13 protein-coding genes and 1 pseudogene are annotated in these 14,786 nt (G+C 72.6%); 6 read left to right on the top strand and 8 right to left on the bottom strand.

Annotated elements, in window-relative coordinates; all coding sequences use genetic code 11:
- Positions 1–79 precede the first annotated feature (79 nt).
- From RM555_RS08625 to RM555_RS08610, 4 genes are all read left to right on the top strand, one after another.
- Positions 80–760: a CmcI family methyltransferase gene (locus RM555_RS08625; RefSeq protein WP_151452684.1), complete on the top strand. Its 681-nt coding sequence runs from the start codon at positions 80–82 to the stop codon at positions 758–760.
- 480 nt (positions 761–1,240) lie between these two features.
- Positions 1,241–3,274, top strand: a complete 2,034-nt coding sequence (locus tag RM555_RS08620) for a hypothetical protein (protein WP_311411233.1) — start codon at positions 1,241–1,243, stop codon at positions 3,272–3,274.
- 173 nt (positions 3,275–3,447) lie between these two features.
- Positions 3,448–4,488: a trypsin-like serine peptidase gene (locus tag RM555_RS08615; RefSeq protein WP_311411232.1), complete on the top strand. Its 1,041-nt coding sequence runs from the start codon at positions 3,448–3,450 to the stop codon at positions 4,486–4,488.
- A 139-nt stretch (positions 4,489–4,627) separates the two neighbouring features.
- Positions 4,628–5,530 (top strand): hypothetical protein, encoded by a 903-nt coding sequence (locus tag RM555_RS08610; RefSeq protein WP_311411231.1) that lies wholly within the window; start codon positions 4,628–4,630, stop codon positions 5,528–5,530.
- Between the two features lie 136 nt (positions 5,531–5,666).
- Here the strand turns inward: RM555_RS08610 and RM555_RS08605 are convergent, their stop codons facing one another.
- From RM555_RS08605 to RM555_RS08595, 3 genes are all read right to left on the bottom strand, one after another.
- The gene (locus tag RM555_RS08605; protein WP_311411230.1) at positions 5,667–5,864 is read right to left on the bottom strand and encodes a hypothetical protein; all 198 of its coding nucleotides are present in this window, start codon (positions 5,862–5,864) and stop codon (positions 5,667–5,669) included.
- A 215-nt stretch (positions 5,865–6,079) separates the two neighbouring features.
- Positions 6,080–6,298: a hypothetical protein gene (locus RM555_RS08600; RefSeq protein WP_132234107.1), complete on the bottom strand. Its 219-nt coding sequence runs from the start codon at positions 6,296–6,298 to the stop codon at positions 6,080–6,082.
- 62 nt (positions 6,299–6,360) lie between these two features.
- Positions 6,361–7,680, bottom strand: a complete 1,320-nt coding sequence (locus tag RM555_RS08595; RefSeq protein WP_311411229.1) for a M23 family metallopeptidase — start codon at positions 7,678–7,680, stop codon at positions 6,361–6,363.
- Between the two features lie 291 nt (positions 7,681–7,971).
- Between RM555_RS08595 and RM555_RS08590 the strand changes: the two genes are divergently transcribed.
- A complete protein-coding gene (locus RM555_RS08590; protein ID WP_311411228.1) occupies positions 7,972–8,994 on the top strand; it encodes a carboxypeptidase-like regulatory domain-containing protein in 1,023 nt (340 codons plus the stop codon).
- Positions 8,995–9,088: 94 nt separating this feature from the next.
- Positions 9,089–10,231, top strand: a complete 1,143-nt coding sequence (locus RM555_RS08585) for a hypothetical protein (RefSeq protein ID WP_311411227.1) — start codon at positions 9,089–9,091, stop codon at positions 10,229–10,231.
- 100 nt (positions 10,232–10,331) lie between these two features.
- On the opposite strand, the gene RM555_RS08580 is transcribed toward RM555_RS08585, so the two are convergent.
- The 5 genes and pseudogenes from RM555_RS08580 to RM555_RS08560 all read right to left on the bottom strand — a co-directional run.
- On the bottom strand, positions 10,332–11,555 hold the full coding sequence (locus RM555_RS08580; protein WP_311411226.1) for a MalY/PatB family protein: 1,224 nt from the start codon (positions 11,553–11,555) through the stop codon (positions 10,332–10,334).
- A gap of 67 nt (positions 11,556–11,622) precedes the next feature.
- The gene (locus RM555_RS08575; protein ID WP_311411225.1) at positions 11,623–12,603 is read right to left on the bottom strand and encodes a DUF2804 domain-containing protein; all 981 of its coding nucleotides are present in this window, start codon (positions 12,601–12,603) and stop codon (positions 11,623–11,625) included.
- 91 nt (positions 12,604–12,694) lie between these two features.
- Positions 12,695–13,459: an HD domain-containing protein gene (locus RM555_RS08570; RefSeq protein ID WP_311411224.1), complete on the bottom strand. Its 765-nt coding sequence runs from the start codon at positions 13,457–13,459 to the stop codon at positions 12,695–12,697.
- Positions 13,460–13,466: 7 nt separating this feature from the next.
- Positions 13,467–14,435 carry a GlxA family transcriptional regulator gene (locus RM555_RS08565; protein ID WP_311411223.1) on the bottom strand — a complete coding sequence of 323 codons (969 nt, stop codon included), beginning with the start codon at positions 14,433–14,435 and terminating at the stop codon, positions 13,467–13,469.
- Positions 14,436–14,572: 137 nt separating this feature from the next.
- A pseudogene (locus RM555_RS08560) lies at positions 14,573–14,786 on the bottom strand (IS5/IS1182 family transposase); the annotation flags it as partial.

Genomic DNA, 14,786 nt, shown 5'->3' with positions numbered 1-14,786 from the left:
AAGGGGTCACCCCGTACCGGCGATTTTTTGGGTCGGAGGCATGATCACCGAGCAGCAATTGTCGTGATAGTTTCCCCCCATGGATGCTGATGTTTCTGGGGCCGTGGACACGTTCCAGCGGGCCTTTTACAAGAGCAAGGTGTGGCGTCGCCGGACATGGCTCGGCGTGGCGTGTCACCAGAATCCGATGGACATGTGGATGATCCAGGAGATCATTCACGAGACGCGACCCGATCTGATCATCGAGACCGGCACCCGACACGGTGGGTCCGCACTCTATTACGCGACCATGCTCGGACTCGTCGGTAACGGCCGGGTCGCCACGGTCGATGTCAAGCCCGAACATCTCGCCGGACCGAGCGGCTGGATCGACGGCGAAGGAATGGCGGTCGACTCGCCGTACTTCGACCGGGTCGACACCATGACCGGGTCGTCCGTCGACCCTGCCGTCGTCGCCCAGATGCGGGAAAAGGCGCAGGCCGTCGAGCGGGTCATGGTGATCCTCGACAGCGACCACAGCAAGCAGCACGTCCTCGCGGAACTCGCGGCGTACGCCGACCTGGTGACGCCGGGCTGCTACCTGATCGTGCAGGACACCAACCTCAGCGGGCACCCGGTCCAGGCGGGGCCGTGGGAACCGGGCGACGGGCCCTGGGAGGCGCTCGAGGAATTCCTGCCCGATCAGCGCTTCGAAGTCGACAGGTCGAAGGAGGAACTGATGTTCACCTGGTTCCCTGGCGGCTATCTGCGGCGAGTGTGAGGATGCCCGACGCGCAGTCGTCATCTCGCCAGCCACCAACTTGATTCTTGCCTCCCGGGGCCCCGCGGGGATCGCGACCGGGCACGGAAACAGCCCTTGGTCGATGGTCTCCTTCTCCAGAGAAGGACATCAGTAACCAAGGGCTGTTCTGGTTGGCCGCGCGAACGGCGGTGCCGACGACGGTCGGCAATTCCTCGTCGACGGGCCACCAGCATGGCGAGCGCGGCATGAGCGCGCTGCCGACGGCCCTCCGGCTGCGAGTCGGTGCCGTTGCCGAGGCGGCGGGCGACGGTGTCCAGGCTCCGCGTCAGGGCTGACGGGGCGCGGCCGTCGGGGAAGGACGCGGTGCGGGGGACCGGGTGTCACGCGAGCAGCGCCCTCTTGCCGAGATCCATTCACGAGCGTAGGAAGTACACCACGCTCCACCCACCATCGTCGGCCCCTGCCTCGGACCACGGTCCGGTGCCGAAGGAGATGCGCGTGACCACACCCAGACGGCTCCGTCTCGCCGTGTCCGTGCTGGTGACCGCAGGCGCGGTCCTGCTCGGCGCGGCTGCCGCCGCGGCGCCGCCCGCGCTTCCCGCACCGGCCGGGCACCAGGGCTGCGACCCGATCGACCCGACGGCCTGCCTGCTGCCGTTCCCGAACGACTACTTCACCGTGCCGGACCGCAGCAGCCCGACCGGCAAGCGGGTGCGGTTCCCGGCCTCCGCGATGCCCGCCAACGTGCAGGGCACCCCGATCGACCCGACGGAATGGAACCGGCAGGACGGGTTCAGTCCCGGCTCGCCGATCCTGGTGCGGGTGCCCGGCCTCGACGCGGCGGCGACCGGGATCGCGCCGGTCACCGACATCGGCCGCTCGTTGGCGCCGGACGCGCCGATCGTGCTGCTCGACGCCCGCACCGGTAGGCGCACGCCGTACTGGGCCGAGCTGGACGCGCACGCGGCCGGCCAGCCGGAGCGGCAGGTGCTGATCATCCGACCGGCGGTGGCGCTGACCGAGGGCACCCGGTACGTCGTCGGCCTGCGCGGCATGCGCGACGGCAACGGGGCGCTGATCCCGGCGCCGAAGGCGTTCACGGCGTACGTGACCGGCGCCGGCCTCGACCATCGGGACCGTCGCGTCCCGCAGATGAAGCGGATCCTCGCCGACCTGACCAGGGCCGGCGTCAAGCGGCACAGCCTCCACCTGGCCTGGGACTTCACCGTGGCCAGCCGGCACGGTCTGACCGGCCGGATGCTGGCGATCCGCGACGGCGCGTTCGCCGCCCTCCGCCGGGCCGCACCGTCGTTCACCGTGACCCAGGTGACCGACTACCCGCCGGAGCAGGAGCCGCTGATCGCCCGGCAGGTGACCGGCACCATCGGCGTACCGTCGTATCTGACCGGCGACGGCGGGCCCGGCTCCCGGCTGCACTACGGGCCGGCCGGCGGCGGCGGAACGCCACCGACGCCGAACGCCCTGCCCACACCGTCCGGCGCGACGGTGGCGGCCGACTTCGTCTGCAACATCCCGCGCAGTGCCTCCGCCGCGAAGCCGGCACACCTCTCGCTCTACGGCCACGGCCTGCTCGGCAAGCCGACCGAGATCAACGCCGGCAACGTCAAGACGATGTCGCACACGTACGACTTCACCTTCTGCGCGACCAGTTGGATCGGCATGGCCGCCGCCGACGTCCCCTACGTGGCCGGCGCCTTCACCGACCTCAGCGGCTTCCCCGCGGTGGCCGACCGGTTGCAGCAGAGCTACCTCAACTTCCTCTTCCTGGGCCGGGCGATGATCCACCCGGGCGGGTTCGCCGCCCACCCGGCGTTCCGGGACGCCACCGCACGGCCGCTGATTGACGTGGCCGGCGGGCTGCACTACGACGGCAACAGCCAGGGCGGCATCAACGGTGGCGCGCTCACCGCCATCGCCCAGGACTGGACCCGGTCGGTGCTCGGCGTGCCGGCGATGAACTACTCCACGCTGCTGCAACGCAGCGTGGCCTTCACCCCGTTCCAGACGATCATGGACGGCTACTACCCGGACAAGGTCGACCAGCAGCTGATCCTCGCGCTGCTGCAGATGTTGTGGGACCGCTCCGAGGCCAACGGGTACGCCCAGCACATGACCGACCGCCCGCTGCCGGGCACCCCGGCGCACCGGGTGCTGATGCACGTGGCCTTCGGCGACCAGCAGGTTTCCCCCGCCGCGGCGGAGGTCCAGGCGCGCACCATCGGCGCCCGCCTGCACACCCCCGCGCTGGCCGACGGCTGGTCACCGGACGTGCGGCCGTACTGGGGCATCGCGCCGATCCGCAGGTACCCGTACACCGGCTCGGCGATGGTGGTCTGGAACAGCGGCGCGGCGTACGCGCCACCGCCGACGAACCTCGCCCCGGCCGGGCCGGAGTACGGCGAGGACTCGCACGAGTTCCCGCGCGCCCAGGCCGCGGCCCAGCGACAGAAGGCGGTGTTCCTGCTCACCGGCAAGGTGATCGACGTCTGCGGGGGGAAGCCCTGCGCGTGACGGTGACCCTTCCGGGCGAGCCCATGCCATCCCGAGTCGACCGGCCGCAAGCAGATACATGTCTGTGGATCGATGCTGACAGACCGCTGCCCGGCGGCGGGTCAGCGCCCTAGCGTCACCGGTGCCGGACCCGTGGCGGATGACCACCCGGGCCGGCTCCTAAGGAGGCACGGGTGCGAAGGCGTTACGGCATCATCTCGGCGGCCACCGCCATGCTCTGCGGGCTCACGCTGGCCGGCACGCCGGCACAGGCGAGCGCGACCACGCCGAACGGGATCCCCGCCGGGGCGGAGGCGACGTTCCACGGCCGGCCGATCCGGGACGCGGCGACCGCGCAGGCCCTGGCCGACGCGTACTGGACGCCGGAGCGGATGCGGGCCGCGACGCCGCTGGAACCGTTGGTGGGCGGGGAGGAGTTGGCCGGGGAGGCCGCGGACCGGCCGGGTCGGATCGGCGAACCGCGCTCGGGCGCGGAGCCGATCGGTCCGCGCGGCACCGGCACGGCGGTCCCCGGTGCGTCGGTCTCGGCCCGCAACGCCTCCGCCGGGGCGGGAACCCAGTCCGTCAATCCCTCACCGGGGGTCGGGCGGGTCTTCTTCACCGACGTCCACAACGAGGACCACTTCTGCTCCGCCAGCGCGATCAACACAACCAAGGCGAACCTGGTCTCCACCGCCGGGCACTGCCTGCACCCCGGCGACGGCTCCGACAACTGGTACACCAACTGGGTCTTCGCCCCGAACTACGCCGACGGCCCGTCCGCCTGGGGGCTGTGGAGCGCCCGGAGCATGACCTCCACCAAGGGCTGGGTCAACCACGACATCCTGTGGTGGGACTACGGGTTCGTCACCGTGTGGCCGCGCAACGGCAAACGTCTGGTGGATGTCACCGGCGGGGAGGGCATCAGCTTCAACTACCCCCGCAGCGTCGCCGCCACCCTGCTCGGCTATCCCGGCGCCGCGCCCTTCGACGGCAGGTGGCAGCACTACTGCCAGAGCACGACGCAGGCCGCGGGAACGCAGCGGGTCAAGCTCCTGGACTGCCCGCTGAACGAGGGCACCAGCGGCGGGCCGTTCCTGCGGGCCTGGAACAACTCGCAGGGCTTCGGGTACGTGAACTCGGTGGCCTCGTACAAGTTCTCCGGCAACATGTACGGCCCGTACTTCGACGAGGACGTCGCCGACCTCTTCGACCACGCGAAGGCCAAGAACTGACCGGCGTGGGCCGGGCCGGCCGCGCCAGCGCGTCGGTGTCGACCTGCCCATGGCATCCGTAGAGGCGGCGCCGCAAGCACCGTGAAAGCCATGGGCGGGGCTCGAGGTGCCGATGACGGCCCGTGACATGATGGCGCCCATGGGGAAACAGCAGGACGTCGGCGGACCCGACCGTCACAGTGGGTCGGGTGCCGCCGGCGCGGCGGGTGGCAGCGTCGACGCGCGGCTCGCCGTCGCGCAGGACCCCACCACGCCACAGATGACCCTCATCGACCTGGCGTCCGACCCGTCGGCCGTGGTCCGTAAGGCCGTCGCGACCCGTACCGACGCGCCCGCGCAGGCACTGCGCCCGCTGACCCGGGACCGTGATCGCGACGTCCGGGAGGCCGTGGCGAGGAACCCCTCGACCTCGATCGGCAACCTCCTCGTACTCGTCAAGGACGCCGACCGGTGGGTCCGCTGGGCGGTCGCCGGTAACCCGGCCTGCAACGAGTCGGTTCGCCGGGTGATGGCGGAGGCTCCCGACAAGGAGCTTCGCGGCCTCCTGGCGGAGACGCGCGAACTGGAGCCCGAGCTGGCCGCGCGGCTGGTCGACGACGTGTCGCCCGAGGTGCGGGAACGGCTCGCCACCCACACCCACGACCCCGAGGTGATCACGGCCCTGATGGCCGACCGCACCGCGCGCGTACGCAAGGGGCTCGCCCGCAATCCGCGGACCACCGCCGCCCAGCGCAGCGCACTCGCCCAGGATCCCGTGGTGGACGTCCGCGTCGCGCTCGTGCTCGCGGTCGAGCTGGACGACGCGGACCTGCGACGCTTGGTCGACGACCGCTCGGTGCAGGTGCGGATGGCGTTGGCGACGTCGGAGGTGGTGCCGCCGCACATCCGGCAGGCGCTCGGCGGCGATTCCGACGAGATGGTCGCCGCCGCGGCGCGGGACTTCCGCCCGGGGGCGGGCAACGCCGCGGTGGTGCGGGCTCCGCGCATCGGCCACCGGGCCTCCGGAGCCGGCCGGGGTCGGCCCGGCGGCGCCCGCCGCTGAGGCCGGCGGAACCGCCGTCAACCGCCCCGCGCGCCTCGCGGCCGTCGCCCGTACCCGACTCCAGGACACCGTCGTGTCCGGGCCGCCACGTGGCAGCACGAGGAACACCGGCGCGAACACCGGATCGTCGAAGGCCTCATTCGCAGCGGTCCTCGCCGCCCCGCCCGTACGGCTCGCAGCAGTCCGGCCGGTGCCGGAACACGATCAGGGTGTGACCGTGGCGCTCCTCGCGGTCGCCGGTCCGCTCGTACAGGCAGGCACCCCACACCACTGTCTCGCCTCGGCCGTCGACCACCTGCCCGTCGCCAGGGCCGTGCCGCAGCAACACCCTCACACCGGCGACGCTACCCCCGCTCGCCGCTGCGCCGAAGGACTTCCGAAGCGGGACCGGGCGTTCCGGGTGGCTGCGTAGGCGAGGCAGCCCTGCGGATCCGCCCTCCCTGCCCTTGCCCTCGACCACCGTAGGAGCATCGAAATGGCAAGATCACTGCCTTCGGGCGGCTTCTCGTCGCGTGGCCGGCCCTGGTGATCCCTGCCCGCCCGGGTCCGTCAGTGTCTGCCGCCGTCGCCGGCCGAATGCGACGACCGGTTCGGTGGCTTCCGCAACCACAGCCACACCCCGGTCAGGAGGCACGCCGCGCCCAGGAACGCGATCGCCGACTCGGCCAGCTCGGGGAGGTCGTCAAGGAACGGGAACGTGTGCGAGGCGGCCAGCGCCCCAAGCGCGATCAAGAACAGAAGGACGGCTAGGACCCGCTGTCGAACCATGGTTGCATTGGATCACAGCGGTCGGCGGGGGACCTCCCGTCCGGGAGGCCCCCGCCGGTGGCTCAGGCGGCGTAGATGTACTTGTTGTTCCCCACCGCCAGCACGGCCGCCGTGGAGCCGCGGACCCCGCTGTTCAGATTGCGCCAGCCGGTGTTGCTGGCCGTCTCGTGCACGTAGCCGCCGGTGACGCTGTAGACCAGCTTCGTCCCGTTGTAGTGCAGCGCGGCCAGGGCCGTGCCCTGCGCGCCGGAGACGCCGGTCCACAGGTTGCGCCAGCCGGCGTTGCTGGCCGCCTCGAAGATCCGGCCGCCGTTGAGGGTGTAGACGATCTTCGTGGTGCCCGCCGCGATCGCCGCCACCGCCGAGCCCGGAATGCCGGTGCTGATGTTGCGCCAGCCGTTCGCGCTGCTCGCCTCGTGCACCAAGCCGCCGACGATGCTGTAGACGTACTTGATCCCGTCGATCTCGATCGCCGCGATCGAGGATGAACTCACGCCGGTGATGCCGGTGCTGATGTTGCGCCAGCCGTTGCCGCTGCTCGCCTCGTGCACCGCACCACCGACCACGCTGTAGACGAGCTTCACCCCCTTCCAGCTCAACGCGGCCAGGGCGGTGCCCTGTGCGCCGGAGACGCCGGTCCACAGGTTGCGCCAGCCGGCGTTGCTGGCCGCTTCGAAGATCCGGCCGCCGTTGAGGGTGTAGACGATCTTCGTGGTGCTCACCCCGATCGTGGCCACCGCCGAGCCGGTGACCGCGCCCGCGCTGCCGGAGATCGGTAGGGCCTGCCAGCCGTTGAAGCTGGGCGCCTCGAACACCTGACGCGACTGCTGGCCGGGATTCTGCGCGATGTAGACCAGCGGGCTGATCCTCGTGCCCGACGGGTCGATCATGTGCCAGTGCAGGTGCGGGCCGGTCGAACTGCCCGAGCCGGGTGCGCCGGCGGCACCGCCGGAGCGGCCCACCACCGTGCCGGCGCCGACGCTGGCGCCGTCGGCGAGCGAGAACTGCGACAGGTGCATGTACTGGCTGCGGTAGCCGTCGCCGTGGTGGATCGTGACGGTGTGCCCACCCGTACCGTTGTAGGGGATGTTCTGGATGGTGCCGGCGCCGCAGGCGGGCAGTGCCGTGCCCACGCCCATGCCGTAGTCGATGCCGCCGAGCGAGCCCCGGCGGAGGTGGCCCTCCCAGGTGTCGGTGACCGGGTACGCGGTGAACGGGTTGTAGATCGTGGGTGCGGCGTGCGCGGTTCCGGGAATCAGCACCCCGCCCACGGTCATGGCGCCCGCGCCCCACGCCGCGGCGCGCAGCACGCCACGGCGGCTGATGCCGGGTGCGCCCTCGTCGCCGCCCCCGCAGCAACCGGATCCGTCATGCTGGTTCATGGAACTCCTTCTGTGATCACGGGTGCCCGCCTCCACGGCCGCGGCGGTCCGATGGCGCGGGGTGACGGTGCTGGCCGGCCGGGTCGCTCCCCGCACCGGACGATCGGCAGGTCCCGGTCGAGCCGGGCAAATCCTCGTGGACCGCGCGACTCGGAGCCGTCGGCCGATCGATCATAGTCAGTGTCGTCCCGCGGGTTGACAGCGTGGCGGTCAGCGACCCGACAGCCCGGCCCACGCGTGGCCGTTACGGTGGCGGGTGCCGGCCGTCACCGCAGCCCACCGGAGCCCTCGATGACCGATCCTCAGCTCAGGCGACGCATCCGGGCGGCCGTCGGCGTGGCCGCCGCGCTCCTCCTGCTGCCCGTCGCTCCCGCTCCCGCCAGCGCCGCGGCGGCCACCGGCAGCGTGACGACGTCGGTCCAGGACGCCGGCACCGGTGCGCCGGCCCGTGCCTGCGTGCGCCTCGTACCGCTGGACCGCGAACGACTCGCCCGGGTGTCCATCGGCGAGAGCCAGCTCGGCAGTGTCGGTGGCTGCACCGACGACCGGGGCGGGATCGAGGTGACCGGGGTGGAGCCGGGACGCTACCGGCTCTTCGCCCAGCCCTACGAGGCAGCACGGTACGGGCGCCAATGGGTCGGCGGGCAGGGCGGCACCGGGGAGCGCCACCGGGCGTGGGTGGTCACTGTCGGCGCCGGTGCCACGACCGCCGCCCCACCGGTCCGGCTCGACCCGCCCGGCCGGATCTCGGGCGTGATCACCGACGCGGCGAGCGGGCGTCCGGTTCCGGGTGTCCACGTCGCGGTGGTGCCGTTCGTGCCGCACCCGAAGTACAGCCCCGACACGCCGATCACCGACGACACCGGCCGCTACAGCATCACCGGGCTCGGGCCGTACGACTGGGCCCTGCGGTTCTCCGGCACGGGGATCGCGACCCAGTGGTCCGGTGGTGTCGGCAACGTCCTGCTGGCCCGAACGGTCCGGGTGCGCCCCGGCGGCACCGCCACGCTTCACCACGCCCTCCGGTCTCCGATCTCCGTGGGCGGGTCGATCCGCACCGACGAGTTGGCGGCCTACAGCACGGTCGTCGCCTTCGACGCTCTCACCGGGGACGTCGTCGGCGCGGTGGACGTCGGCACGTCGTACGGACTTCCGATGCTCCCCGGGCAACTGGTCAAGCTGCGGTGCGACTGCTCCTACGGGCCCGGCCGCTGGTATCCGGCCGGCGACAGGTTGACCGACGGCAACCTCGTGTGGGTGGGGCGGGTGCCGGTCGTCGCCGACTTCGACCTGACCGCCGGCACCGGCGGTTGACGCTCGGCACCGCCTGCCGGTCGACGGATCGAGGCCGTGCCCGCGTTTGGCGGAGGCGCCACCGGCACCCTGCCGTCAGGTGTTTGCTGTCCACATGAGCTTCCCGTCCCACCGTCGCTCCTCTCGCCGCCTGGTGGCGCGACTGGACGCGGAGCACTACATGCTGCTGATGCTGATCGGTTTCGGCGGCGCGGTCCTCGGCACCCGCGCATTCCTGGCGCTGACCGGCTATCCGCAGGTCGGCGGCGGCACGTTGCACATCTCGCACGCCCTGTGGGGTGGCCTGTCGTTGTTCGTCGCCGCGCTCGTCCCGTTGCTCGTCGTCAACCGGGCCGCGCTGCTCGGGGCGGCGCTGCTGGCCGGGATCGGCACCGGCCTCTTCATCGACGAGGTCGGCAAGTTCATCACCGCCGACTACGACTACTTCTTCCCGGCCGCCGCGCCCATCGCCTACGCGGCCTTCCTCATCGGCGTGTGGCTCTACGTGCGCGCCCGCAGCACGCGGGTGGAGGGCACCCGGGCGCAACTGCACGCCGCGCTGGAACTGCTCGGCGAGGCCGTCGACGGGAGACTCGGCGAACGGGACCGGGCGCAGTTGCGGCGACGACTCGGCGCCGCCGCCGCGAGTCCGGACGACGACCGGTTGCAGCCGCTGGCCGCGGCGCTGCTGGAGCTGACGGGGCCCGGTGTACTGCCGCCGTACGAGCACCGATCGGGACGGATCGCCCGCATCGCGGTCGCCGTGCGGGCGTGGGTGGCGCGGTCGTTGACCCGGGGTCGGCTGCGCGTCGTGCTGGTCCTGGCGCTGGGGCTGCTCGGCTTCGCCACGCTCAGCGACCTCATCACGATCGTCGCCGTCGCTGTCGACCTGCGCGACGGCACCACCGAGGGTGTGCTCGCCACCGCCAACGAGTTCGCCCGCGTCGACATCCAGGACCGCCGCGGGGTGCTGCTCCTGCTCGTCCGGGCGCTGCTGGACGCCTGCGTGGGCACCGCGCTCGTCGTGGCCGCCGGGCTGCTGCTCCGCGGGGTGGCGCGCCGCGCCGTGGAGCTCGCCCGGGCCGGCCTGGTCACCTCACTGAGCGTGGTGAACCTGCTGGTGTTCTACCTCGACCAGTTCGCCGCCGCCGTCAGCGCGCTCGGTCAGTTGGCGGTCCTGCTCGCGGTACAGCGCTACCAGCGGCTGTTCGACCAGCCGACCGACGCCGAGCGCAACGGCGGCGCTGACGGTGACTGAACGCCTCGGGTCGTCGGGCCAGCCCACGACCCGTGCGCGAACACCGCGAACGCCGCGCCGGACGTGATGTCGCCCAGGCCCGCGCCGGCGGCGGGCGTCCTCAGACCGCGTCGCCCATGCGGGTGACGGCCTCGGTGAGGATCGCCGGTGAGGTGGCGAAGTTGAGCCGTACGAAGCCCGCCCCGCCGGTGCCGAAGACGTGCCCGGAGCTGAGGGCGACCCGCGCGTGGTCGAGGAACATCTTCGCCGGCCCGGCGACGTCGCTGACCACGCCGGCGTCGTCGGCCGGCTGCTCCGTGTCGACGCCCAGCCCCGTGCAGTCCAGCCAGGCGAGGTAGGTGCCCTCGGGCCGGTGGTACGGCACGGACGGGAGGTGCTTCGCCAGCAGCGTCGCGAGCAGCGCGCGGTTGGCGTCGAGACCGTCGAGGAGGAGGTCGAGCCACGGCCCGCCCTCGCGGAACGCGACGGTGTGCGCCACGACACCGAGGTGGCTCGGCCCGTGGCTGACCTCTTCCGGCATGCGGCGGAGGTCGGCTGCGGCCTGCGGTCCGGCGACCGCGAGCGCCGCCTTGAGACCGGCCAGGTTCCACGCCTTCGAGGCGGAGACCAGGGCGAACGCGTTCTCGGCGCCGGCCACCGTGAGGTACGGGGTGAACTGCGCCCCCGGCAGCACCAGGGGAGCGTGGATCTCGTCGGAGACCACCCGCACGCCGTGCCGGTCGGCCAGCGCCGCGACGGCCTCGAGCTCGTCGCGCCGGTGGACGACCCCGGTCGGGTTGTGCGGATTGCACAGCAGGAACGCCGGCCGGCGGCCGTGGGCCCGCGCGCGGCGGAAGGCCTCGTCGAGGGCGGCGGGATCCATGCGCCGGTCGGGCCCGAGCGGGGCCTCGACCACCCGCCGGTCGGCGTGGGTGACGAAGGCGTAGAAGGGCGGATAGACGGGGGAGCAGACCACGACCGCGTCGCCGGGATCGGTGACGAGCCGGAGCACCTCGACGGCGCCCATCATCACGTCGGGCACGACCGAGGTGTGCGCGACGCGGAAGTCCCGCCAGCCCCAACGCCGTGCGGCGAAGTCGCCGATCGCCTCCGCGTACGCCGTCCCGTGCGGGTAGCCGGTGTCGCCGAGGTCGACCGCGCGGCGGAGCGCGTCGGCCACGGGGGCAGCGAGGGGGACGTCCATCTCCGCGACCCAGAGCGGGAGCACGTCGGGCGGGAACATGCGCCACTTCATGCTGGTGCGCTGCCGGAGTGCGTCCAGCGTGAGCAGGGTGAGCGGATTCCGGGCCGCCGAGCCGTCGGCGGAGGGGCCAGGGCTTGCCATACCGCCCACCATAGGGCCAGGTGCCGCCCCCGGTCCCGCCCGGCGCCCACGTCCGGCCCCGGCACCGCTACCAGCGGTTGCGTGCCTCCTCGGCCCAGCCGACCAGTCCGTCCAGGTCGACGCGCTCGCCGTCGTCGGCCGCCGCCCAGCCCGTGAAGTGCCCGAAGCACTGGTGCGTCTCGTTGGCGAGCACACCGAGGTTCGTCCTGGCGATCCTCTCGTGAAAGGGGTGGAACTCCACGCCCACCCGCGCACCGCTGATCCGCCACGGCCGCAACCAGTCGGTGCGGTCGTACTCCCAGCGCAGCTCGTCGCCGATCTTGTGCAGCCGCCCGTCGAGGAAGAGGCCGTTCTCGGTCGAGCCGGTGCCGTCGGTCCACCGACCGCCGAGCTGGATCGCCCGACCCGGGCCGCTGCCGGCGGCCCAGTTCCAGCGGATCGCGTACGGCCATTTGCCGCGACCGTGGTCGAGCACGGCGAAGGAGTCCGCCTCGGCGATCGGATGGGCCACCCCGTCGACCCGCAGGGTGCCGCGCACCGGGCGGCCGAGGTCCTTGACGGTGTACTGGAACCGGCGGGTGCTCCAGGGCACCACCACGCCGAGCGACTCGTGACCCGCCGGCAGCGGCACCACGAGGTCGACCTCCAGACCGGGAGCGGTGGCGCGGATGGTGGTGCCCGACGGCGCCTGGTCGATGTCGATCGAGAGCCCGCCGCCGCGCGCCCGCACGGCGCCCGCCCCGCTGACCGGCGGGAAGAGGGCGTCCTGGGCGAAGGGGACCACCGCGTTCCTGTCGATCTCGGCCTTCGTCGCGCGGTCGAGCGCGTAGAGGCTGTGCACCCCCGCGTAGTCCAGCGACGAGGCGACCAGGCCGACGATGTGGGTCGGCGTGACGACCCCCCAGTACTCCCAGCGCTTGTTGCGGCCCCAGCCGCGCAGGTTCGCCCGGTGCAGCGGGCCCCGGCTCCAGCCCACGGCGGCGGGATTGAGCCGCCCACCCGCGAGGCACAGGTCGACCGGCTCGGTGATCTCGTTCTCGTGGGTCACGAGGGGGAGGGTAACCGGCCCGCCGCCTCCGCTGCCGGGATCGGCACGGCGGAGGTCATGTCGCCGAGGATGGCCCTGGTGCGGGGCCGGGTCAGTCGCCCCAGGCGTTGGAGTTCAGGAGCATGTCCCAGGTCAGGTAGGGCAGTTCGGGATGGCGCTGGTGCAGGATCTCGCCGGGAAGGGTGGCGGCCGGGGCCTTGCGGGGATTGGCGAGTGCCTGCGCCACGATCGCGTCGGTGACGGCCCGGGCGCCGCCGAGGCGGGGATGACGTCGGTGGACGCGGTCGGCGTACCCGGGTGGCACCGGGCTGTTGATGCCCATGAGGTCGATGCTGATTCCCGTCTGGGCGATGCCGATCTCCGGCGGCCGGCGACGCTGGAAGACGGGTGAGTCGCGGAAGCTGCGCGTGGTGTGCATGGCGATCGCGTCCCACACGGTGTCGACCCGACGGTCGGTGACACCCCGCTCCTCGAGGAACCGGGCGGCGAAGTCGGCGCCGTCCATCTCGAACCGCTGGTCGGAGTTGGCGCGTGCGGTCAGGCCCATGTCGTGCAGGGCGCAGATCAGGAACACGACCTCCTCGTCGTAGTCGCGGCCGGGCCGCCGACCGGCCTGCGCGGCGGCCTCGCGGGCGAACAGGAAACTACGCAGGCTGTGGTTGCGCAGGTAGGCCTCCTGCGCCTCGTCGATCAGGCGGGCCGCCTCACGGGCCAGCCGGGTCGACGGGAAGGACAGGTCGGCGTCCGGCGCGGCGTGGGCGGCGGCCGGGGCGGCGGGCGCCAGCCCGGCGAGCATGCCGGCGCCGGCGGCCAGGCCGGTGCCGAGGGCGGTTCGCCGCGAGAAGGAGGGCGTCACGGGTACCTCATCTTTCGGGTGTCGGGTGCGTGGACCGGAAGCGTTGGCGGTACTCGGCCGGGGTGATGCCGGTGCCGCGCAGGAACGCGCGGCGCATGCTGTCGTCCGAGCCGAAGCCGCAGGCGCGGGCGATGCGCGCCACCCCGTCGTGGGTGGCTTCGAGCAGGGTCTTCGCGGCCTCGACCCGGACCTGCTCGACGTACCGGATGGGGGTCGTCCCGACCGTCCGGCGGAACAGGCGGGTGAGGTGCCGTTCGCTGACCGACGCGTGCGCCGCCATCGTGGCGAGCGTGTGCGGGGCGGCCGGGTCGGCGGCGACGGCGTCCAGGACCCCGCGCAGCGCGCTGCCGGGGGCGGCCGTGGTGTTGCCACGGACGGTGAACTGGGACTGACCGCCGGGGCGGTGCAGGAAGACCACGAGGTACTTGGCGGTGGTGCGGGCGCGCTCCGGCCCGTGGTCGTCCTCGACCAGCGTCAACGTCAGGTCGATGCCCGCGGTCACGCCGGCCGAGGTGAACAGCGGCCCGTCCCGCACGTAGAGGGCGTCGGGCCGGACGCGGACCGCGGGAAACCGCGACGCGAGGTCGGCGCAGGCCGCCCAGTGCGTGGTGGCCCGGCGGCCGTCGAGCAGGCGCGCCGCCGCGAGCAGGAACGCGCCGGTGCAGATGGCCGCCGTACGGCGGGCGAGCCCGCTGACGCGGGGGAGTTCGGCGACGAGCGCCGGCGGAGGCTGCGCCGTGGCGAGGGAGAGGCCGGGCACCAGCAGCGTGTCGAACCGGTGCCGCACCTGGTGCAGGGCCAACTCGACGTCGAGGGGCACGCCCACGTCCGTGCGTACCGGGCGGCCGTCCACCGAGGCCAGCCGGACCCGGTAGCCGCCGCTGCCGTGCAATACCTGGACGGGCCCCGCCACGTCGAGCAGCACGACGCCGTCGTGCACCACCACGACCACCTCGCGGATCCGGGCGACCTCCACACGAGCAGTCTGGTCATCCTCTGTGGAGGGCCACAAGGACGGCCCGGCCGCACATCCGGACATGGCGGAGCCGTCCCGGCCAGGGCGCCGTCCGCGGCTCGCGACGCGGCAGCACCCTAGGCCGTGTCTTCAAAGGTTCATAACCATTGGAGTAGCGCGGCGATGGTGACCGTGGCCCGGTAGGACGTGGCGGTCTTGTCGTAACGAGTCGCGACGCTGCGGCCCTGCTTGAGCCGGTTGAAGCAGCGTTCGACGACGTTGCGCCGCTTGTAGAGCTGCTTGTCGAACGCTGGTGGCCGGCCGCCTCGGCTGCCTCGTCGGCGGCGGTTGGCTTGCTGGTCGGCGCGTTCG

The organism is Micromonospora reichwaldensis (genome assembly GCF_031845925.1).
Lineage (GTDB): Bacteria > Actinomycetota > Actinomycetes > Mycobacteriales > Micromonosporaceae > Micromonospora > Micromonospora reichwaldensis.
Note: the sequence above shows the minus strand (reverse complement) of the source record. Positions and strands in the feature narration are given on the sequence as shown.